The following is a 20,284-nucleotide window of genomic DNA, read 5'->3' on the forward strand; positions in this document are numbered from 1 at the left end:
AAGGAAGGACACTCGATTGATGGCCGTGTTCGCCGACCGCTCGAGGCCGGTGCCTCAGGCCGATCCGGTGCCGAAGAAGCGGACGGGCCCGGTAGCTACTAGGCCGCGCCGAGCGTCGTGACCAGCAGCTTCACCAAGGCCCCGAGGCGCTGGCGCTCCGGCTGCACCGTCTCGACGCCCACCTCTTCCAGCGGGGCCGCCGTCACCGGGCCGACGCACGCGCACACCAGCGGGCCGCGCAACGCCGCCAGCAGCTCGTCGTAGCGTCCGTACGACCGGGCCAGCGCCAGGAAGTTCGCCGCCGCCGGGGCGCTCGTGAACGCCAGCCCGCCCAGCTCGCCCGCCACGGCCGCGTCGATCAGGTCGTGCACCGGCGTCACGTCCGCCGGGGAAAACCACCGATAGGGTTGCACCACCACCACGGCCGCCCCGGCGCGTTCCAGGGGGTCCGTGTGCTCCGGCAGCGGCGTGCCGTGCAGCTGGACAGCCACTCGCGCGCCGTCGAGCCCGGCCGAGGCGAGGGCGCCGAACAGTTCCGCGTTGCTTTCCGAAGCGGCCGAAAAGGACTCCCGCAGCCCGGCTCCGCGGACCGCGCCGACGGCCTTCGGGCCGCGCGCGTAGATCCGGGACTCCCCCAGCGCCGTGATCAGCCGGTCACGCAGGCCCCACGTCTCGGCCGCGGCCAGCCAGCCGCGGAACCCGGCGCCGGTCGTCACCGCCGTGAAGTCCACCCGCCCGGCCAGCACCGCTTCGGTGCCCGCCCGCAGGTCGGGGTCGGCGTCCAGCGGCACGATGGTGATCGTCGGGGCGTGCCGGACGTCGGCGCCGTAGCGTTCAAGAGCCGCGATGAAGTCGTCGGCCCGGCGTTCGGCCGTGACGCCGATGGCGATCCCGCTCAGCTCACCCATAGATCGCGCCCATCTCCTCGATCGCTTCCGCCAGCTCGGCCCGCAGGTCCGCCGGTTCGAGGACCTCCAGGTGCGGCCCGAAGCGCAGCAGCTCGCCGATGGCCGGCTCACCCGGCTCCACCGGCAGCTCCACGGTGAGCCAGCCGGCCGCGTCGGGCCGGGCACCGCCGTCCCGGGCCGCCCGCAGCGCGCGGGCCCCGACGGCACCCGCGTAGAACGGTACGAGAGACTGCGCCCGCGGTGACAGCCGCACCACCGCCACGCGCGGGAACATCCGGCGTTCGAACTGCTCGGACCACTCCTGCCAGTACCGCGCGAGGTCGAACCCGGCCGGCCGCTCGAACACTTCGCCGAGGTCTTCCAGCTCCAGCACCCGCGAGATCCGGTAGGTCCGGTCGGTGCCGGCACAGCGGCCGGCGAGGTACCAGTTGCCCGCCTTGAGGATCAGGCCCAGCGGCTCGACCTCCCGCTCGACGACGCGCTGCCCCCACCGTTCGTAGCGGATCCGGATCCGGTGCGACGACCACACGGCGTCGGCGATCGCGGACAGCGTCGGCAGGCTTTCGATGCCCCGGTGCCAGCCGGGAACGTCCAGGTAGAACCGCTCGGCGACGCGTCCGGCGCGGTCGCGCAGCTCCGCCGGGAGCGCGGCGTACAGCTTGAGCTGGGCCGCCGCGAGGACCGTGCCCAGACCCAGCTCGGCCGCGGCCACGGGCAGCCCGGCCAGCGACAGCGACTGGGCCTCTTCTTCGGTCATCCCGGTGAGCCGGGTGCGGTAGCCGTCGACCAGCCGGTACCCGCCGGTGCGGCCGCGGTCGGCGTACACCGGGACGCCGGACGCCGACAGCGCGTCGATGTCCCGGTAGACCGTGCGCACCGAGACCTCGAGCTCCTCCGCCAGCTCCTCGGCCGTCATCCGGCCGCGGTTCTGCAGCAGCAGGAGGACGGACAGGAGGCGGCTCGCACGCATGAACCCAAGTATGGCGGAAATACCTGACACAACCTGACAGGTATGACCGGCAGACTGTCTCTCATGAACACATTCACCATGAAGAACTGGGACGAAAAGATCGTCAGCGGGACCGAAGGCGGCCCCCGGGTGGCGTACGCGCACGCCACGATGGCGTACGACGGCGTCATCGAGGGTGAGTCGATCTGCGACCTTCTGCTGTACTACGCGGGCGAAGGCTACGAAAGCGGCCAGACGACGTCGCCGAGCTTCGAGCGCTTCGAAGGCAAGGTCGACGGTCGCGAAGGGACGTTCGTCGTGCGGCACGAGTACACGTTCGACGCCAAGGGCATCGCGTCGACGTTCAGCGTGGTCCCCGGCTCGGCCACCGGCGCGCTGGCCGGGCTGACCGGCAGCGGCACCGTCGGCGGCACGATGGGCGAGGAGAAGATGGGGTACACCTTCGAGTACGCGTTCTAGGAGCCGCAAGTGGACCGTCGCCAGGTACTCGCCTACCGCATCGCCGAACACGGCCTGCACCGCTCGGCGCGGGACGTGGCCGGCCTCGCCGTCGTCCGGGCCGGGCTGCAGGACAGCGTGCGCGACACCGCGCTGCTCGCCCTCGTCGCCCGGCTCGACGGCCCGGTGTCCCTCGAGGACGACGAGCGGCTGGTCCTGGCCTGGACGCTGCGCGGGGCGCCGCACTACCACCTCCGCGCGGACCTGCCCGAGCTGATCCGGGCGCTGGTCCCGCTGGACGACGCGGACGCGCTGGCGCGGATGCTGTGGCAGCGCAAGGAAATGGCGGCGACCGGGCTGGCTGCGCGCGAAGTGGTGTTCACGGCGGCGGCGGCCATCCGGAAGGTCGTCACGGAGCCGATGACGAAGGGCGCGGTGAGCGCGGCGGTGACGAAGATGCTGCCGCCGTCGTTCTCGCGGTGGTGCCGGGGCTGCAACGCGACCCACATCCAGGAGCAGCTGATGCGCGTCGCCACCCCGCACGGCGGCGTCCGCCTGGTGGCGGGGGCGTCCCCGGCGACGCTGGCCCCGCTGGAGGGCCGCGGCCGGCTGCGCAAGACGCCGGACCCGGCCGCGGCGACCGAAGTGGTGGCCAAGTACCTCCGGCTCAACGGCCCGGCGTCCCCGGGCGAAGCGGCGGAGTTCGCGGGCACGGCCCGCGCGGTGGTGGACCGGACGTGGCCGGCGGACCTGGCCGAGGTGAAGGTCGAGGGCAAGACCCGGTACCTGCCCGCCGACCGGCTCGAGGCGCTGGAGAACCCGCCGGAGCCGGACCTCGTGCGGCTGCTGCCGCCGTGGGATCCGTTCGTCCAGGCCCGCGACAAGGCCCTGCTGGTCCCGGACCCGGCGCGCCGCAAGGAAGTCTGGAAGATGCTGGGCAACCCGGGGGTGCTGCTCGCCGACGGCGACATCGCGGGAACGTGGCGCACGAAGGGCAGCGGCGCGAAGCTGACGTTCACGCTGACGGCGTTCGACCCCCTGCCCCCGGCGGTCCGCGAGGAGGCCGAGGCCGAAGCGGCCCGGGTCGCAGCGGCGCGGGGGTTCGAGAAGCACGCGGTCAGCTGGGTCGGCTGACCCCGGTTCACGGCCAGTCTCAAGCGCCCCAATGTGGCGTTCGGTGCGTCCAACGCACCCAATGTGGCGTTCGGTGCGTCAGATGCACCCAACGCCACATTGGGGCGCTTCACTCCCGGACTCACAGGCTGTGGGCGTCGATGTCGCCGTAGGCCGTGGTCGCGTGGATGGTCAGACCCGCCGTGCCCTCGCTGTTCTTGAGGGCGTTGCGGATCCGGCCGTAGGTGGTGCCCGCGTCGAGGGACGCGGAGACACCTTCGGCCACGCCGACCGAGACGTCCCCGGCCTGGGTGCTCAGCACGAGGCTGCCGCGCACCGCCTCGGCGATCCGGATGTCGCCCTTGCCGGTGGTGATCTCCGCGGGACCGGTGAGGCGGCCGACCGAGACGTCACCCGCGTGGGCCTTCAACCGCAGCCCGGCGGCCTCGTCGAAGACGACCTCGCCGTGCGCGCCCTCGACCGTGACGTCGCCGAGGCGGCCGACACCGCGAAGCTCGACACTGGCGGCCTTGGCCTCGACGTGGGAGCCGGCGGGCAGTGAAACAGTCACGTCGAGGCTGCCCGACGGGCCGAAGTACTGGTTCTTCGCCGCGGCCTCGATCCGCAGGACGCCGTCGCGGTAGCCGACCTTGGTCTGCTCCGCGACCTTCACGTCACGGCTCCTCGCGGGGTCGGCGGGCCGGATCTCGACCGTGGTGTCGGCCCGCTCGGCGGCGACGAACCGGACGCGGCCGGCGGGGATGTCGAGGATGGTGGCGATCGGGGCGGGGGTGGCGAACTTCTGCATCGGATTCTCCTTGGTGGCTCGGTGTGTGAAACCACCATCGCCGGTCGCGCTGACACCGGAAGGCCACCGCGCTGACACGGCCGCTGACACGCCGGTCAGGCGTCGACCGCCAGCCGATATCCCCGCTTCACCACCGTCTGGACCACCTTCCCGCCGCCCAGCGACGTCCGAAGCCGCCCGATCGCCGTCTCCACCGCGTGCTCCTCCCCGCCGCCGGGCAACGCCGAGATCAGCTCGCGTCGCGAAACCACCCGGCCCGGCGTAGCCGCCAGCGCCCGCAGCAGCGCCATCGGCGCCGGGGCCACCTCGCGCCACTCGCCGTCCACGATGGCCGCCTGGCCGCGAAGCTCGATCGACCGGCCGCCCGCGCGGAGCCGGGGCGACCGCGTCGCCAGGGTCTCCGCCACCGTCCGGGCCAGCGCCCCGATCCGCGCCCGGTGCGGCTGCACCGTCGGCACCCCCAACGCCGCCAGCGGCGCCGCCGTGATCGGGCCGACGCAGGCCGCCACCACCGGGCCCGACAACGCCGCCACCAGCCCCGGCAGGCGCCCCGTGCGCCGCGCCAGGCCGAGCAGCGAAGCCACCGCCGGCGCGCTCGTGAACGGCAGCGCGTGGATCGTCCCGTCGAGCACGCCGTCCAGCAGCCGGTCCACCGGGCCCGGGTCCACCGGGCCGACCCAGCGGTACACCGAGATCTCGATGACCTCCGCCCCGGCCGCGCGCAGCGTGTCCACGAAGTACGGCAGCGGCTCGCCGTGCAGCTGCACCGCGATCCGCATCCCCTCGACCCCCGACGAGAGGAGGTGCTGCAACAGCTCCGCGTTGCTCTCCGAAGCCGGCGAATACGACTCCGACAGCCCGGCCGCCCGAAGCGCGCCCGTCACCTTTGGCCCCCGCGCCAGCAGCGAAGCCGCCGAAAGGCGCGAGACCAGTGCTTCCCCCAGTCCCCAGCCCTCGGCGGCCTCGAGCCAGCCGCGGAAACCGATGCCGGTGGTCGCGACGACCGCGTCCACCGGCGAAGACAGCAACCGGGTGGTCGCCGCGTGCAGTTCGGTGTCGTCCGTCAGCGGCACGATCCGGATCGCCGGGCCGTAGCGGACGCTCGCCCCCTTGCGCACCAGCAGCGCGCCGAGCTCGTCAGCCCGGCGCGCCGCGGTGATGCCGATCACGAAACCGGCCAACGGGAGCACTTCCGTCACGAAGACTCCACTTCGACCACGCCTTCCCGTACACGCACGTCGTACACCGGGACCGAGACGCCGTCGGCGTCCAGGCACTTCCCGCTGTCGAGAGCGAATCGTTCCTTGTAGACCGGCGAAGCCACCACCGGGACGCCGCCCGCGTCGCCGACGATGCCGCGCGAGAGCACCGCCGCGCCGCTGCACGGGTCCCAGTTGGACAGGGCGTACCAGCGCTCACCCGGCAGCCGGAAGATCGCCACCTGCACGCCGCCGTCCAGCAGCGCCGCCACGCCGGCGCACTCCGGCACCGCGGTGGCCGGGCAGACCGCCGTCCAGGTTCGTTCGATGGACGTCGTCATCGGCGCACCTCCGGAACTCCCAGCATCACGGGAACTTTCTGCTCCCGCTCCGAGCGGAACGAGATCGCCGGGTCGGGCGTGCCCGGCGCGTTGACGAACGAGGTGAACCGGGCCAGCTTCTCCGGGTCCTCGAGCACGCCCTTCCACTCGTCGGCGTAGTTGTCGACGTGCTTGGCCATCGCCGCGTCGAGGTCTTCGCAGATGCCGAGCGAGTCGTCCACGATCACCGCGCGCAGGTGGTCGAGGCCGCCCTCCATTTCTTCGATCCACGGCGCGGTGCGCTGCAGCCGGTCGGCGGTGCGCACGTAGAACATGAGGAACCGGTCGATGGTCCGGATCAGCGTCTCGGTGTCCACATCGGACACCAGCAGGTCGGCGTGGCGCGGCGTGGTGCCGCCGTTCCCGCCGACGTAGAGGTTCCAGCCGTTCTCCGTGGCGATGATGCCGAAGTCCTTGCTGCGCGCCTCCGCGCACTCACGGGCGCACCCCGAAACCGCCGACTTGAGCTTGTGCGGCGACCGCAGGCCGCGGTAACGCAGTTCCAGCTCGATCGCCAGCCCGACGCTGTCCTGCACGCCGTAGCGGCACCACGTCGACCCGACGCACGACTTCACCGTGCGCAGCGCCTTGCCGTACGCGTGCCCGGACTCGAACCCGGCGTCGACCAGCTTGCGCCAGATCAGCGGCAGCTGGTCCACGGTCGCGCCGAACAGGTCGATCCGCTGGCCGCCGGTGATCTTGGTGTAGAGGCCGAACTCCTTGGCCACCTCGCCGATCGCGATCAGCTTCTCCGGCGTGATCTCGCCGCCGGGAATCCGCGGCACGACGGAGTAGGTGCCGTTGCGCTGCAGGTTCGCCAGGAACCGGTCGTTGGTGTCCTGCAGCGTGACCTGCTCGCCGCCGAGCACGTGCCCGTTGCCGAGGGTGGCCAGGATGGAGGCCACCGCCGGCTTGCAGATCGCGCAGCCGCTGCCCGAGCCGTAGCGGGCGACCAGCTCGCTGAACGTCGCGATCCGGGTGGCCTGCACGATCTCGAACAGCTCCGCGCGGGACTGCGCGAAGTGCTCGCACAGCGCCTTCGACTGCTCGACTCCGGCGGCGCTGAGCAGCTTGCCCAGCAGCGGGACGCACGAACCGCAGGCCGTGCCCGCGCGGGTGCACGCCTTCAGCTTCGGGACGGTGTCGCAGCCCTCTTCGTGGATCGCCTGGGTGATCGCGCCCTTGGAGACGGCGTTGCACGAGCAGATCTGGGCCGCGTCGGGCAGCGCGTCGACGCCGACCGCGGCGCCGCCGCCCGCCGGGGCGAGGATCGCGCCCGGCTCGGCAGGCAGCGGACGGCCGACGAGCGCCCGGAGGGTGTTGTACTCGGTGGCGTCGCCGACGAGCACGCCGCCGAGCAGCGTCTTGCCGTCGTCGGTGACCACGAGCTTCTTGTACGTCCCGGCGACCGCGTCGTTGACGGCGACTTCGAGAGCGCCTTCGGTCGCCGCGTGCGCGTCGCCGAAGGACGCCACGTCGACGCCCATCAGCTTCAGCTTCGTGGACGTGTCCGGCTCCGGGAACGTCCCGGAGCCGCCGGTCAGCTGCGCGGCGACGATCTCCGCCATCGCGTACCCGGGCGCCACGATGCCGTACACCTTGCCTTCGACCGCCGCGCACTCGCCGATGGCGTACACCGACGGGTCGCTGGTCCGGCAGGAGGAGTCCACGAGCACCCCGCCGCGCGGGCCGACTTCGAGGCCGGACTGCCGCGCGAGGTCGTCGCGCGGCCGGACACCCGCCGAGAACACGACCAGGTCGACGTCCAGCTCGGTGCCGTTGCCCAGCTTCGCCAGCAGGCGGCCGCGGTCGGCCTCGATGGCGTTGGTCGACGTTCCCGTGTGGACGGTGACGTCCAGCGCCGTGATCATCCTGCGCAGCATCGACCCGCCGCCCTCGTCGACCTGCAGCGGCATCAGCCGCGGCGCCATCTCGACGACGTGCGGGGAAAGACCCATGTCCCGCAACGCCTTCGCGGCCTCCAGGCCGAGCAGGCCACCGCCGATGACGACGGCCGCCCGCCGCCCCTTGCCCGGCTTGTGCGCCGCCTCCCGGATCGCGTCGAGGTCCTCGATGGTCCGGTAGACGAAGCAGCCGGGCAGGTCGTGTCCGGGCACCGGCGGCACGAACGGCCGCGAGCCGGTGGCCAGCACGAGCGCGTCGTAGGAAAGCGACTCCCCGGACGCGATCGTGACCGTCTTCGCTTCCCGGTCCACTTCGGTGACCAGCGCGCCGAGCCGGAGCTCGACGTGCGGGTCGTCCGCATAGTCCGAGCCGGGAAGGGCCAGCGAAGCCGGGTCCCAGCCGTCCACATAGGACGTCAGAGCCACCCGGTCGTACGCCGGGCGCAGCTCCTCGGCCAGCACGACGACGCGCCAGGTTCCTTCGGTGTCTTCCGCGCGCACCGCCTCCACGAGCCGATGGGCGACCATGCCGTGTCCGGCGACGACCAAGGTGGGCATCTCAGACCTCCGCTCCCGCGAGCGCCAGACCGCGCTCACTCGTGGGCTGTTCGGCGGGCTTCCGCAGGTAGACCGCCCAGGTGACGGCGAAGCAGAGCCCGTAGAAGATGAGGAATCCGACGAAGGCGGGCACGCCGCTCTTGGTGTCGGCGAACGACTGCCGGAAGGCGAGGTTGATCAACAAGCCGCCTTCGGCGCCGATCGCGCCGGCCAGGCCGATCAGCGCGCCGGAAAGGCGACGCGCCTTGAGCAGCTCGGCCGCCTCTTCGGCGCCGTTCGAGATGGCGATCTTCGCCTTGGCGCGGAAGATCGCCGGGATCATCTTGTACGTCGAACCGTTGCCGACGCCGGCGAGCACGAACAGCACGATGAACGCGACCGTGAACAGCGTCAGAGACTTCGACGTCGAGGCCAGGATCAGCACGACCGTCGCCAGCGCCATCCCGGTGAACGTGGCGAACGTGATCTTGCCGCCGCCGATCCGGTCGGACAGCCAGCCGCCCACCGGCCGCGAGAGCGAGCCGAGCAGCGGGCCGAGGAACGTCACCGCGGCCGCCTGCAGCGGGGTGCGGCCGAACTGGTTCTGCAGCACCAGGCCGAAGGCGAAGCTGTAGCCGATGAACGAGCCGAACGTGCCGATGTAAAGGAACGACATCACCCAGGTGTGCGGCTCCTTGACGACCTCGCGCATCGCCTTGGTGTCGCCCTTCATGCTGGCGAGGTTGTCCATGTAGAAGTACGCGAGCACGGCGGCGACCACGATCAGCGGGATGTAGATGTAGAGCACCAGCCGCGGCGCGGTCGCGCCGGCCGTGCCGATCACCAGCAACCCGACCAGCTGGATCGCCGCGACACCGAGGTTGCCACCGCCGGCGTTGAGGCCCAGCGCCCAGCCCTTGTGCTTTTCGGGGTAGAAGGCGTTGATGTTCGTCATCGACGACGCGAAGTTACCGCCGCCGACCCCGCCGAGGGCCGCGACCAGCAGGAACGTGCCGAGCGACGTGCCTGGGTGCAGCACGATCGCGGCCAGCGTGGCCGGGATCAGCAGGAGCACGGCCGACACGACCGTCCAGTTGCGGCCGCCGAACTTCGCGACGGCGAAGGTGTAGGGCAGCCGCATCAGGCCGCCGATCAGCGTCGGCGTCGAGACCAGCAGGAACTTGTCGGCGGGAGAGAAGCCGTAGTCCTTGCCCATGAACAGGACGATGACCGACCACAGGGTCCAGATAGAGAAGCCGATGTGCTCGGCGAAGACCGAGAACCACAGGTTGCGGCGGGCGACCTTCTTGCCCGTGGACTCCCAGAACTCCTCGTTCTCGGGTTCCCAGTGTTCGATCCAGTGCTTTCCTTGGTGGGCCACGGTGTTCTCCTTCGTGCGGCGGTTCGGGGTGGTCATTGCGCGGCGAGCCAGTTCGCGATGCCGCCGACGGTGTCGCTGCACCCGCCGCAGCCCGTCGTGGCTCGCGTGGCCCGCGCCAGTGCGGGAGTATCGGTGGCCCCGGCCTTCCAGGCCTCGATCAGCCGGCCCTTGGTGACGTTGTTGCAGCGGCAGATCACCGCCGCCGCCGGCAGGTCCGCCGGGCTGGCCGCCGGGGTGCTGCCGCTGGGCAGCGCCCGGCCGAGCAGGACGGCGAGCCGGTCTTCCGGCAGCAGCGTCCCGCGGTCGTGGAACTGGGTGATCGTCGCGGCCGCGTCGGGCAGGCCGAGCAGGATCGCCCCGGTGACGCGGTTTTCGCGGACGACGAGCTTGCCGTACCGGCCGCCCGTCGGGTCGTTGAACGTCAGCACCTCGACGTCGGCGTCCCCGGCTTGGAGCTGCGTCTCCCCCAGCGCGGCCAGGTCGATGCCGCGGGCCTTGAGCCGGGTGACCGCCGTGGTGCCGCGGTAGCGAGCGGCCGCGTTGGTGCCGGTGAGGACGTCGGCGAGCACCGACGCCTGCTCCCACGCCGGCTGGATCAGCCCGGCCGGGGCGCCGGGGTGGCGCGCGCAGTCACCGATGGCGTGGATGCGGCCGTCGCTGGTGCGGAGCACGTCGTCCACCAGGATGCCCATGTCGACGTCGAGGCCGGCTTCCGTGGCCAGGCGCGTCTCGGCGCGGACGCCGGCGGCGACCACGACCAGGTCGGCCGGGACGAGGCTGCCGTCGTCGAGCTTGAGGCCGTCACCGGGGAGGTAGCGGGCGGCGGTGGCGCCGAACTTGAACGTCACGCCCATGTCGGTGAGCTGGCGGGCCAGCACGTGCCCGGCGGCCGGGTCGAGCTGGCGTTCCATGACGTGCCCCAGCGGGTGCACGACCGTCACCTGGTTGCCGCGCCCGGCCAGGCCGCGGGCGGCTTCGAGGCCGAGCAGCCCGCCGCCGAGCACCGCGACCGGCGCGCCGAAGCGGGCGGCGTCGAGGATCTTGGCGCAGTCGTCGAGGCTGCGGAAGGCGACCACGCCTGGCCCGGCTTCGAGGCCTTCGACCGGCGGGATCCACGGGTTGGCGCCGGTGGCGAGCACGAGGGCGTCGTAGTCCAGCGTGGATCCGTCGCCGAGCTCGACGCAGCGCTTCTCGCGGTCGATGCGGGAGACGTCGACGCCGAGCCGCAGGTCGATGTTGTGGCGCGCGGCCCACTCGTCGTCGTGCAGGCGAACGCTCTCGGCGCTCATCCCGCCGGCGACGACGGCCGACAGCAGCACCCGGTTGTAGGCGGCGTGCTTCTCGGCGCCCAGCACGGTCAGCCGGACGCGTTCGGCGATCGGGTCGCGGCGGCGGATCTCGTCGGCCAGGCGGGCACCCGCCATGCCATACCCGACAATGACAACTTCTCGGGGACTCATGCGGCACCATCCACAGTAGACAGGGAAACGGCACACACCTTGAACTCCGGCATCCGGGAAACCGGGTCGAGCGCCGGATTGGTGAACAAGTTGGCGCGCTGCTCACCAGGGAAGTGGAACGGCAGAAAGACCAGATCGGGCTTGAGGCTTTGCACGAACCGAACCTTCGCGACGGTCTCGCCGCGCCGGGACCGGATCCTCGCCGGGTCACCTTCTTCGAGCCCGGCACGCTTCGCCGTGTCCGGGTGAACCTCGACGAACACCTCCGGCACGACGTCGTTGAGCTCGTCGATCAGCCGGGTCTGCGCGCCCGACTGGTAGTGCTGCAGCACGCGGCCGGTGGTGGCCTGCAGGGGGAACTCGTCGTCCGGCACCTCGGCCGGGCCGGTGTGCTCGACCGGCACGAACCGGGCGCGGCCGTCCGGGTGGGCGAAGGAGTCCAGGAACATCCGCGGGGTGCCGGGGTGGTCGTCGGCGGGCACCGGCCAGTGCAGGGCTTCGCCCGCGCGCAGCCGGTCGTAGCTGACGCCGGAGTAGTCGGCGATGCCGCCCTTCGACGCGACCCGCAGCTCTTCGAACACCGTTTCGGCGTCGGCCGGGAACCGCCCGGCCGGCTGGCCGAGCCGGTCGGCCAGGCCCGCCAGGACGTCCAGGTCGGACCGGACGCCGGGCGGCGGGTCCAGTGCCTTGCGGCGCAGCAGGACCCGGCCTTCGAGGTTGGTGAGCGTGCCGTGCTCCTCGGCCCACTGCGTGACCGGGAGGACGACGTCGGCCATGGCCGCGGTCTCCGACAGCACGAAGTCGGCGACGACCAGGAAGTCCAAGGCCCCCAGCCGGTCCTGGACGCGCTGCGAGCGCGGCGCCGAGACGACGACGTTGCTGCCGAACACCATCAGCGCCTTCGGCCCGCCGTCCTGGCCGAGCGCCTCCAGCAGCTCGGTGGCCGAGCGGCCGGGGCCGGGCAGGCTGTCCGGTTCCACGCCCCACACGCCGGCCACGTACTCGCGGGCGGCCGGGTCGTCGAGCTTGCGGTAGCCGGGCAGCTGGTCGGCCTTCTGGCCGTGCTCGCGCCCGCCCTGGCCGTTGCCCTGGCCGGTGAGGCAGCCGTAGCCGGAGCCCTTCCGGCCCGGCAGGCCGAGCGCGAGGGCGAGGTTGATCCAGGCGCCGACCGTCGCGGTGCCGGTGGCGTGCTGCTCGGTGCCGCGCGCGGTGAGGATGTAGGCGTTGCGGGCGGCGGCGAGCTTGGCGGCGGCGAGGCGCATGTCGGCGGCCGAGACGCCGGTGACGCGCTCGGCGCGCTCCGGCCACCACGACGCGGCGATCCGCCACATCTCCGCGAAGCCGCTCGTCCGGTCGTCCACATAGGACTGGTCGAGGTGGCCGTCGGCGACGACGGCGTGCAGGATGCCCAGCGCCAGCGCGAGGTCCGTGCCCGGCGCGGGCGCCAGGTGCAGGCTCGCCAGTTCGGCGGTCGGGGTGCGCCGCGGGTCGATGACGATCAGGTCGGTGCCGCGCAGGTGCTGGGTGAACGGCGGCATCGTCTCGGCCGGGTTCGCCCCGGCGAGCAGCACGACGTCGGCGCTCTTGAGGTCGGTGACGGGGAACGGCATCCCGCGGTCGGCGCCGAAGGCCTTGATCCCGGCGGCCGCGGCGGACGACATGCAGAACCGGCCGTTGTAGTCGATCTGCGAGGTGCCGAGCGCGACCCGGGCGAACTTGCCCAGCAGGTAGGCCTTCTCGTTGGTCAGCCCGCCGCCGCCGAAGATCGCCGTCGCGTCCGCACCGTGCGCGTCGCGGATTTCGAGGAGCTTGCGGGCGACGAGGTCGAGGGCGAAGTCCCAGCTGACCGGCTCGAGCGCGCCGTCCACCCGGATCATCGGGGTGGTCAGCCGCGACGACGAGGTGAGCAGGCTCCCGGACGTCCAGCCCTTCTGGCACAGGCCGCCGGCGTTCACCGGGAAGTCCCGCGGCGTCACGCGGGCGCCGTCGAGGCTCATTCCGCACTGCAACGCGCAGTACGGGCAGTGGGTGTCGACCTGCGGCACGGGGCACCTCCTCGGCGCTTCGGGGTTGCCCTGACGCTAAGGAGGCCGTGTTAACCGGATTCGACCGAATGTTTCAGGCAGTTGACATTACGGCGGAACACGCGACGCCCGGACGGTGAGATCCGCGTCCACGGAACGGGACTCCGGAGGTCAGCGAGGTCCGATCCGGACGTAACCCGCGAACTTGCGACGTCGGTCACAAACCGCCCGGGATGTCGTTCACGTCATGCGAGGGGTCAGCGGCCCATTGCCGTACTCGTCGTGAAGCCGCCGTTCGAACCACCACGGCGACGAGCTGAACGGGTCGGGCGACGTCCGGGCCGCGAACCGGCGATCGGCCTGGGACAGGAGGGCGCCGATCAGCGCCCGATCCCGCCGGGGCAGGTCGTTCAGCCTCCGGGCGAGATCGGCTCGGGCGCCGACCGGGTCGCAGCCGGAGCAGGGGCAGACCGGCCACGAAAGCCGGAAGGGCGGCCGGGTGGCGCGCTGCCAGCTCCAGAGCAGCCCGGAGACGGCACCGGGCCACAACCCGGCGTCCACTTCGGCGAAGGCGAGCTGCCGCGCGGCGCGGCGGGAGAGGTACGGGATCTTGGCCGGCGGCGGCCCCGCGACGTCGAGACGGCGGGTGCGGCGCAGGCTTCCGGGCCGCCTACGCGGCATGGCCCTTTCGGCAGATGATCACGAGACCATGATCCCGGCCGGGAGGCACCGCGTCAACGCCCTTAAAGGACGCCGGAGACTTCGCGCGCCGCGGCTCGCAAGCCGTCGAGCGAGGCCTGTGTGGACCTCGGGTTCAGGGCGTTGGCCGCCAGCCGGAACAGCACGGCGCGCAGCAGCAGTTGCGACCACTCCGGCAGGTGCGCCCAGCGTTCGAGCAGCTCACGGGTCGCGCCACCCCAGGCGAGCGCGTCGACCGCGACGATCGCCGCGCCGTACTCACCCGGCCGGTAGTACGGCACGAAGTCGACGAGGCCGGGGGCGGCGGCACCGTCGAACAGCAGCCCGGCCAGCAGCTCGCCGTGCGCCACCTGCGGGTGCAGCCGGATCGGGCGGCGGGCGCCGGCGAGGACCTCGAACCAGCGGCCGCCCTTGGTCTCGTCGAGCGGGACCTCGAGTTCTTCCCAGGCGATGCGGTCGGCGACCGCGTCGACGTCCTGCCGCGCGCCGAGGAAGTCCGGCCGGGGCAGGCCGGTGGTGGCCCGGTGCAGCCGCACCGCCGCCAGCACGGACTCGTCACCGCGGTGCTCGGGCGTGCCGGGGACGAACCTCGACGCCGTCCAGTCGCCGACGATCCAGCGGCCGTCGGTGGACCGGACCGGCTTCGCGACCCGCAGGCCCGGTTCGTCGACGTAGTCGAGCGCGCGGGCGGTCCACAGGGTCTTGGCCTTGTCGGCGACCGGCTTGAGCACGAGGTCGCCGCAGCGCCACGCCACCGAATCCGGCAGCGGTTCGCTCGCGTCCGGATCGCCGCCGAAGGCCGCGCAGACGCGGGCCGGCGGTCTTTCGAGGGTTGTCCGCACGAGTCGTGACGGTACCCGGCCGAGTGTTCCACAATGGCGAAGACGCGCTGGTCACACGGTTTGCGGATCCCGGCAAACGCCCCAATGTGGCGTTGGTTGCGTCCAACGCACCCAATGTGGCGTTCGGTGCGTTGGACGCACCGAACGCCACATTGGGGCGGATGGGCCCGCTGTCAGTAGGTCGGCAGGCTCGGGTCGATCTGCCGCGCCCAGGCGAGCACGCCGCCACCGAGGTGCGTCGCGTCCTTGAAGCCGGCCGCGTGCAGGGCCGCGAGGGCCTCCGCCGACCGCGCGCCCGACTTGCAGTGCAGCACGATCGGCTTGTCCTGCGGCAGCTCCGCCAGCGCCTCGCCGGAAAGGATCCGGTCCTTCGGGATCAGCGTCGCGCCCTTGATGTTGACGATCTCGTACTCGTGCGGCTCGCGGACGTCGATCAGCGCGAAGTTCTCGCCGCTGTCGAACTTGGCCTTGAGCTCCGGCGGGGTGATCGTGCTGCCCGACGCCGCGGAAGCCGCCTCGTCGGACACCACGCCGCAGAACGCCTCGTAGTCGATCAGCTCGGTGATCTTCGGGGTTTCCGGATCCTTGCGGATCTTCACCTCGCGGTACTTCATCTCCAGCGCGTCGTAGCTGATCAGGCGGCCGAGCAGCGGCTCGCCGATGCCGGTGATGAGCTTGATCGCCTCGGTCACCATGATCGAGCCGATGGACGCGCACAGCACGCCCAGCACGCCACCCTCGGCGCAGGAGGGAACCATGCCCGGGGGCGGCGGCTCCGGGTAGAGGTCGCGGTAGTTGAGGCCCTTGCCGTTCGGCGCGTCCTCCCAGAACACGCTGACCTGGCCCTCGAACCGGAAGATCGAGCCCCACACGTACGGCTTGCCCAGCAGCACCGCGGCGTCGTTCACGAGGTAGCGCGTCGCGAAGTTGTCGGTGCCGTCGACGATCAGGTCGTACTGCTCGAAGATCTCGAGCGCGTTCGACGAGTCCAGCCGGTCGGTGTGCAGGTGCACCTTGACCAGCGGGTTGATCTCGGCGATCGACTCCTGCGCGGACGCGGCCTTGAGCTTGCCGACGTCGGACTGCCCGTGGATGACCTGGCGCTGCAGGTTCGACTCGTCGACGACGTCGAAGTCGACGATGCCGAGCGTGCCGACGCCGGCCGCGGCCAGGTACAGCAGCGCGGGGCTGCCGAGGCCGCCGGCGCCGATGACCAGGACCTTCGCGTTCTTCAGCCGCTTCTGCCCGGCCACCCCGACGTCCGGGATGATCAGGTGACGGCTGTACCGGGCCACCTCGTCCTTGGTGAGCTCGGCAGCCGGCTCGACGAGCGGCGGCAGTGCTGACATCGGGTCCTCCATCTCGCGCGGATCGCGTCCATCCCACTATGCACAACGCACGCAGGCAAATAAGCCTTCCCAGGTCCAGATACTGGGACAGCGGCTACGGCGTGGGGTTGGGCCAGGAGTTGGTCACGCAGATGCGGCCGTCGCTGGGGACCTTGCCCCGGTCTCCGCCGGGGATGTTGTTGAGCTTCGCGACGTAGTCGTCGTTGACGCCGAAGGACTGCTGCATCATCACCGGCGCGGGCTGGCCGTTGCCGCCACAGCCGACGTGCTGGTTGCCCAGCGCGTGGCCGACTTCGTGGTTGATGGCGTACTGACGGTACCCGGTCATGTCGGCGCCGTACGCCTTCGCGCCGCGCACCCAGCGCGCGAGGTTGATCAGCACCCGGCCCATGCTCTTGCGGTAGCAGGACGCTTCGAACTTGATCTGGAACCCGCAGGCGTCCGCCCGGTGGGTCGTGTTGGGCGTGGTGAGGCTCACCCTGAACGACGGGTTCGGGAAGTTCGCGTCGACCCGCTGGAAGGCGACCTTGCCGTCCCACGTCCAGCTTTTGGGATCCGAGAGGGTCCCCTGGACCGCCGTCGCGAAGGCGTCGTCACCCGCGTAGCTCGCCGGGTCGATGCCGTCCTCGACCTCGACGGTGTACGTGTACAGCTTCCCGGTGCCGACCTTGGGCCCGGAGCCCGGGACGACGTGCCAATTGCCCGCGCCGGCTTCGGTGAACGGGGTGCCGTTGGGCAGGTCCGCGGTCGGCACGCCGAGGTCGACCGGGGTGGCGGGGTTCTCCGGGATGGCCTGCTCGCCGTTGCCGTCGATGGCGCCGCCGGAGCTGTCGCCGCCCGCCGAGTCGGCGGCGCCGGGCGTGGGCGCCTGCTCGGCGATCGGCTGGGCCGGGCTGTTGGCGGTGTTGACCACGACGAGCACGGTCAGCACCACGAGGATCGGCAGGGCGTAGACGCGCCAGCCGTAGGTCTTCATGAAGCGTCCGATGCCCGGCTTCGGCGGTTCCGGGGCCTTCTTCTCCCGCGGGGCCTCGACGTCCGGCTTCCAGGACGCGCTCAGCGGCTCCGCGCTGGTCCGCCGTCCGCCGGGGCGGTACCGGTCTTCGCTGACGCGCTGGGCCGGCGCTTTCGACGGGCGGTACTGCCCGGTGCGCGGGGACTCCTCGGGCTCCTGGGCGCCGTGCGATGCGCGGCGGGGCGGCGCGCGGTGGGGCGCCCGGCGATCTTCGCCTCGCGCGTCCTGCTTCACCCGGTCCACTGCACCAGGGTGCCACAGCGCCGGGGGGCCGCTCTCGGCGACTGGCGGATCATGCGGCGATTCGTGGTCACCCGATCGGCCTACCAGGTACCGCTTTCGACGTGTTCCCACATGCCGAGGACGGCCTTCGCGACGACGACCGGGCGCTCCATCTGCGCCGTGTGGCCGGTGCGTGGGAGCACGAGGAGCCGGGCGTTCGGCAGCGCCCGCGCGGTGCGCACGGCGCGGCGCACGGAGATGACGCGGTCGTCGCGGCCCCAGACGACCAAGGTGGGTGCCCGCACCCGCGGCGCGGCGGCCCACAGCGACGCCTTCCCCAGCGTCGACCACGCCCGGAAGATGGCGAACGTGCTGCGCGCCAGCGCGGGCGTGGCCCAGTCGAACCCGGCGCGGGCGCCGTGTTCCTCGGTCAGCTCGTCGAGCCGGCTCTCCGGGAACCTCGACGGGTCCGCGAAGCACAGCTTGATGACCTGCGCGGCGCGTTCCCGCGGTCCGAGCGCGGCCAGCTGCGCCCGCACCCGCGCGCCGACCAGCGGCAGGTAGGCCAGCGCCATCCGCGGGTCCGACAGCCGCCGCGGGTCGAGCCGCCGGTCGGGCATCGCCGGCGAGATCAGCGTCAGCGTCTTCACCAGCTCCGGCCGCCGCGCGGCGACGAGCAGCGCGATCGCCCCGCCCATGGAGTTGCCGAGCAGGTGCACCGGCGCGCCGGTCGCTGCGCCTGGGGCCCCCGAAAAGCCGTGCTCGATGTGCCGCGCGACGACCTCGGCGTGGGCCTGGAGGCTGAAGTCGAAACCCTCTTCGGGCTCCGAGTAGCCGAAGCCGGGCAGGTCGGGCGCGCTGCCGCCGGCGACCGGGGCGAGCAGCGCGGCCAGGTCCGTCCAGTTCGTCGACGAGCCGCCGAGGCCGTGCAGGTAGACCGCCGGTGCGCCGTCCGGGCCCGGCGTGCGGCGGACGTGGAGCCGGGCGGTGCCGACCTCCTCGAAGGTCGCCGGCCACGGCGGCGGAACCGGGTCGAGCGACGGCAGTCGCCGGGTCGAAAGCGGCACGTGCGTCAGCGGCGGCCGCGTGGTCACGGGGGTGTTCACGGATCAAGGATGCCCGACAGTTGGCAAGGCATGCGTACCGGCGAGTAATCTTCAGGACGACTTCACGCGGTGGCGAACCCCGCCCGTCGAAGGCGAAGACGGGAGGAAGGCATGACGGAGATGACGCGGCTGCAGCAACGTGGGGTGCGGCTGCCCCGGACCGAGCGCCGGGCCCAGCTCCTCGCCGCGGCGCAGCGGGTCTTCGCCGAGAACGGCTACCACGCCGCCGCGATGGACGAGATCGCCGAGGTGGCCGGCGTCAGCAAGCCGGTGCTCTACCAGCACTTCCCCGGCAAGCTCGACCTGTACATCGCGCTGCTCGAAAGCCACGTCGACGAGCTGGTCAAGCGCGTGCAGAACGCGCTGGACTCGACGACGGAGAACAAGCAGCGCGTCCCGGCGACGGTCGGCGCGTTCTTCGACTTCGTCAGCGAGGACGCCGGCGCGTTCCGGATGGTCTTCGAGTCCGACCTGCGCGGCGAGCAGGCGGTCCAGGACGCGGTCGACCGCGCGACGTCGGCGAGCGTGGACGCGATCACGGAGACGATCACGGCGGACGCGGGCCTCGACGAGGACAAGGCCCGGCTGCTGGCGGTCGGGCTGGTCGGGATGAGCCAGGTCAGCGCCCGGTTCTGGCTGCAGCACCACCAGTCGATGAGCCGCGAGGAAGCGGTGGCCCTGACGGCGAACCTGGCCTGGCGAGGCATCGGCGGCGGCTTCCCGCTCAAGGACGCCTGACCCGGACAGCCCGACCAGGCCAGACTTCAGCAGGCGGGCCGCCGTGTGTAACCTGAGGTAACGGTTACCTCTGGTAGCATGACCTCCCGTGATCGAACGTGTCAAGCGCACCAAGCAGGCCGGCAAGCACTCGTCGCGCGACGAGGAGGCCACCGGTGACGCCCGCCGCGACCGCTGGCGCAAGCACCGGATCGCGCGGCGCAAGGAGTTCGTCGAGGCCGCGCTGCGCGCGCTGGACACGCACGGCCCCGACCTCGGCATGGAGGACGTCGCCGCGGAGGCCGGCGTCACGAAGCCGGTGCTGTACCGGCACTTCGACGACAAGGCCGACCTCTACGTGGCGCTCGGCCAGCGCGGCACGGAGATCCTTTTCGAGCGGCTGATCCCGGCGATCAACGCCGAGCTGGCGCCGGTGCCGCGGATCCGGATGGCGCTCGACGCGTTCTTCACGGTGATCGAGGAGCACCCGAACCTGTACCGGCTGCTCGCGCACGGGCGGCCGGAGAAGCCGGTGTCGTCCGACGTCGTGGCGGAGGACAAGGAGCTGATCGCGTCGGCGCTGACCGCGCTGCTCGGCGACTACATGCGGATGTTCAACATGGACTCCGGCGCGGCCGAGCCGTGGGCGCACGGCATCGTCGGCATGGTCCAGAACACCGGCGAATGGTGGCTGGACCGCCGCTCGATGAGCCGCGACGCCGTCGTCGAGTACCTGACGCAGATCATCTGGGCGGCCATCGATGGGCTGAGCAGGCAGCACGGCGTGGTCGTCGACCCGAACCTGCCCCTGGAAGCCAACAAGGTGGTCCAGCTGGGCCGCAGCGTCCCGGCTCCGGTCAAGGAGACGTCATGAGCGAGCACGGCGAAGACGGCTACAGCGGCGAAGCGACCCTGGTGGTCGACGGCGTTTCCCTGACGGCGGCGGTCGAGCTGCGCGGCTGTTTCCAGCCGATCGACGGCTACTACCACTGGTACGGCCGGGTGGCGGTGCACGAGGAGCTGACCCGCCTGGCGGGCGGCAAGAAGAAGCCGGTGTCGATCCGGGTCGGCGCCCACTCGGCGACCGGGGAACTTTCCGACCCGGACCCGTGGGGCCGCTACCGCGTCACGGGCACGAGCAAGCCGCCATTCCAGGTCTCGACGACCCTCGATCAACTCAACGCCTGAAAGCCGTGAATGGCCCATTGAGGG

19 protein-coding genes are annotated in these 20,284 nt (G+C 71.9%); 5 read left to right on the plus strand and 14 right to left on the minus strand.

The window, feature by feature from the left end; translation table 11 throughout:
• Positions 1–98: 98 nt before the first annotated feature.
• Positions 99–908, minus strand: coding sequence for a uroporphyrinogen-III synthase (locus AB0M82_RS13820; protein WP_364721204.1), 810 nt, complete (start codon positions 906–908; stop codon positions 99–101).
• Positions 901–1,878, minus strand: a complete 978-nt coding sequence (locus AB0M82_RS13825; RefSeq protein WP_364721206.1) for a YafY family protein — start codon at positions 1,876–1,878, stop codon at positions 901–903. Before AB0M82_RS13825 ends, AB0M82_RS13820 begins: the two co-directional genes overlap by 8 nt.
• A 63-nt stretch (positions 1,879–1,941) precedes the next feature.
• Between AB0M82_RS13825 and AB0M82_RS13830 the strand changes: the two genes are divergently transcribed.
• Both AB0M82_RS13830 and AB0M82_RS13835 read left to right on the plus strand, forming a co-directional pair.
• Positions 1,942–2,337, plus strand: coding sequence for a DUF3224 domain-containing protein (locus tag AB0M82_RS13830; RefSeq protein ID WP_364721209.1), 396 nt, complete (start codon positions 1,942–1,944; stop codon positions 2,335–2,337).
• A 9-nt stretch (positions 2,338–2,346) separates the two neighbouring features.
• A complete protein-coding gene (locus AB0M82_RS13835) occupies positions 2,347–3,450 on the plus strand; it encodes a crosslink repair DNA glycosylase YcaQ family protein (protein ID WP_364721216.1) in 1,104 nt (367 codons plus the stop codon).
• Positions 3,451–3,571: 121 nt separating this feature from the next.
• On the opposite strand, the gene AB0M82_RS13840 is transcribed toward AB0M82_RS13835, so the two are convergent.
• The 12 genes from AB0M82_RS13840 to AB0M82_RS13895 all read right to left on the minus strand — a co-directional run bounded on the left by AB0M82_RS13840 (position 3,572) and on the right by AB0M82_RS13895 (position 18,355).
• The gene (locus tag AB0M82_RS13840; protein WP_364721219.1) at positions 3,572–4,237 is read right to left on the minus strand and encodes a DUF4097 family beta strand repeat-containing protein; all 666 of its coding nucleotides are present in this window, start codon (positions 4,235–4,237) and stop codon (positions 3,572–3,574) included.
• Between the two features lie 95 nt (positions 4,238–4,332).
• The gene (locus AB0M82_RS13845) at positions 4,333–5,436 is read right to left on the minus strand and encodes a uroporphyrinogen-III synthase (RefSeq protein ID WP_364721222.1); all 1,104 of its coding nucleotides are present in this window, start codon (positions 5,434–5,436) and stop codon (positions 4,333–4,335) included.
• A complete protein-coding gene (gene nirD, locus AB0M82_RS13850; protein WP_364721225.1) occupies positions 5,433–5,777 on the minus strand; it encodes a nitrite reductase small subunit NirD in 345 nt (114 codons plus the stop codon). The genes AB0M82_RS13845 and nirD overlap by 4 nt, the downstream gene beginning before the upstream one ends.
• Positions 5,774–8,278, minus strand: coding sequence for a nitrite reductase large subunit NirB (gene nirB, locus AB0M82_RS13855; RefSeq protein WP_364721228.1), 2,505 nt, complete (start codon positions 8,276–8,278; stop codon positions 5,774–5,776). The genes nirD and nirB overlap by 4 nt, the downstream gene beginning before the upstream one ends.
• Position 8,279: 1 nt before the next feature.
• A complete protein-coding gene (locus AB0M82_RS13860) occupies positions 8,280–9,674 on the minus strand; it encodes a nitrate/nitrite transporter (protein WP_364721231.1) in 1,395 nt (464 codons plus the stop codon).
• On the minus strand, positions 9,671–11,098 hold the full coding sequence (locus AB0M82_RS13865; protein ID WP_364721234.1) for an FAD-dependent oxidoreductase: 1,428 nt from the start codon (positions 11,096–11,098) through the stop codon (positions 9,671–9,673). Before AB0M82_RS13865 ends, AB0M82_RS13860 begins: the two co-directional genes overlap by 4 nt.
• Positions 11,095–13,143 carry a molybdopterin oxidoreductase family protein gene (locus AB0M82_RS13870; protein ID WP_364721237.1) on the minus strand — a complete coding sequence of 683 codons (2,049 nt, stop codon included), beginning with the start codon at positions 13,141–13,143 and terminating at the stop codon, positions 11,095–11,097. Before AB0M82_RS13870 ends, AB0M82_RS13865 begins: the two co-directional genes overlap by 4 nt.
• A gap of 219 nt (positions 13,144–13,362) precedes the next feature.
• A complete protein-coding gene (locus AB0M82_RS13875; RefSeq protein WP_364721240.1) occupies positions 13,363–13,803 on the minus strand; it encodes a hypothetical protein in 441 nt (146 codons plus the stop codon).
• A gap of 62 nt (positions 13,804–13,865) precedes the next feature.
• Positions 13,866–14,663, minus strand: a complete 798-nt coding sequence (locus tag AB0M82_RS13880) for a TIGR02569 family protein (RefSeq protein ID WP_364721243.1) — start codon at positions 14,661–14,663, stop codon at positions 13,866–13,868.
• A gap of 173 nt (positions 14,664–14,836) precedes the next feature.
• Positions 14,837–16,012 (minus strand): adenylyltransferase/sulfurtransferase MoeZ, encoded by a 1,176-nt coding sequence (moeZ, locus tag AB0M82_RS13885; protein WP_364721246.1) that lies wholly within the window; start codon positions 16,010–16,012, stop codon positions 14,837–14,839.
• A gap of 94 nt (positions 16,013–16,106) precedes the next feature.
• Positions 16,107–17,270: a DUF3152 domain-containing protein gene (locus AB0M82_RS13890; RefSeq protein WP_364721249.1), complete on the minus strand. Its 1,164-nt coding sequence runs from the start codon at positions 17,268–17,270 to the stop codon at positions 16,107–16,109.
• An 80-nt stretch (positions 17,271–17,350) separates the two neighbouring features.
• Complete coding sequence (locus AB0M82_RS13895) at positions 17,351–18,355, minus strand: alpha/beta fold hydrolase (RefSeq protein ID WP_364721252.1); 1,005 nt, start codon at positions 18,353–18,355, stop codon at positions 17,351–17,353.
• Positions 18,356–18,466: 111 nt separating this feature from the next.
• Between AB0M82_RS13895 and AB0M82_RS13900 the strand changes: the two genes are divergently transcribed.
• The 3 genes from AB0M82_RS13900 to AB0M82_RS13910 all read left to right on the plus strand — a co-directional run bounded on the left by AB0M82_RS13900 (position 18,467) and on the right by AB0M82_RS13910 (position 20,260).
• Positions 18,467–19,093, plus strand: coding sequence for a TetR/AcrR family transcriptional regulator (locus AB0M82_RS13900; RefSeq protein ID WP_364721254.1), 627 nt, complete (start codon positions 18,467–18,469; stop codon positions 19,091–19,093).
• An 88-nt stretch (positions 19,094–19,181) separates the two neighbouring features.
• The gene (locus AB0M82_RS13905) at positions 19,182–19,946 is read left to right on the plus strand and encodes a TetR/AcrR family transcriptional regulator (protein WP_364721257.1); all 765 of its coding nucleotides are present in this window, start codon (positions 19,182–19,184) and stop codon (positions 19,944–19,946) included.
• Positions 19,943–20,260 (plus strand): DUF4873 domain-containing protein, encoded by a 318-nt coding sequence (locus tag AB0M82_RS13910; protein WP_364721260.1) that lies wholly within the window; start codon positions 19,943–19,945, stop codon positions 20,258–20,260. Before AB0M82_RS13905 ends, AB0M82_RS13910 begins: the two co-directional genes overlap by 4 nt.
• The last annotated feature ends 24 nt before the right edge of the window (positions 20,261–20,284 follow it).

Origin of the sequence: Amycolatopsis sp. NPDC051128 (assembly GCF_040682715.1) — a bacterium.
Classification (GTDB): Bacteria; Actinomycetota; Actinomycetes; order Mycobacteriales; family Pseudonocardiaceae; genus Amycolatopsis.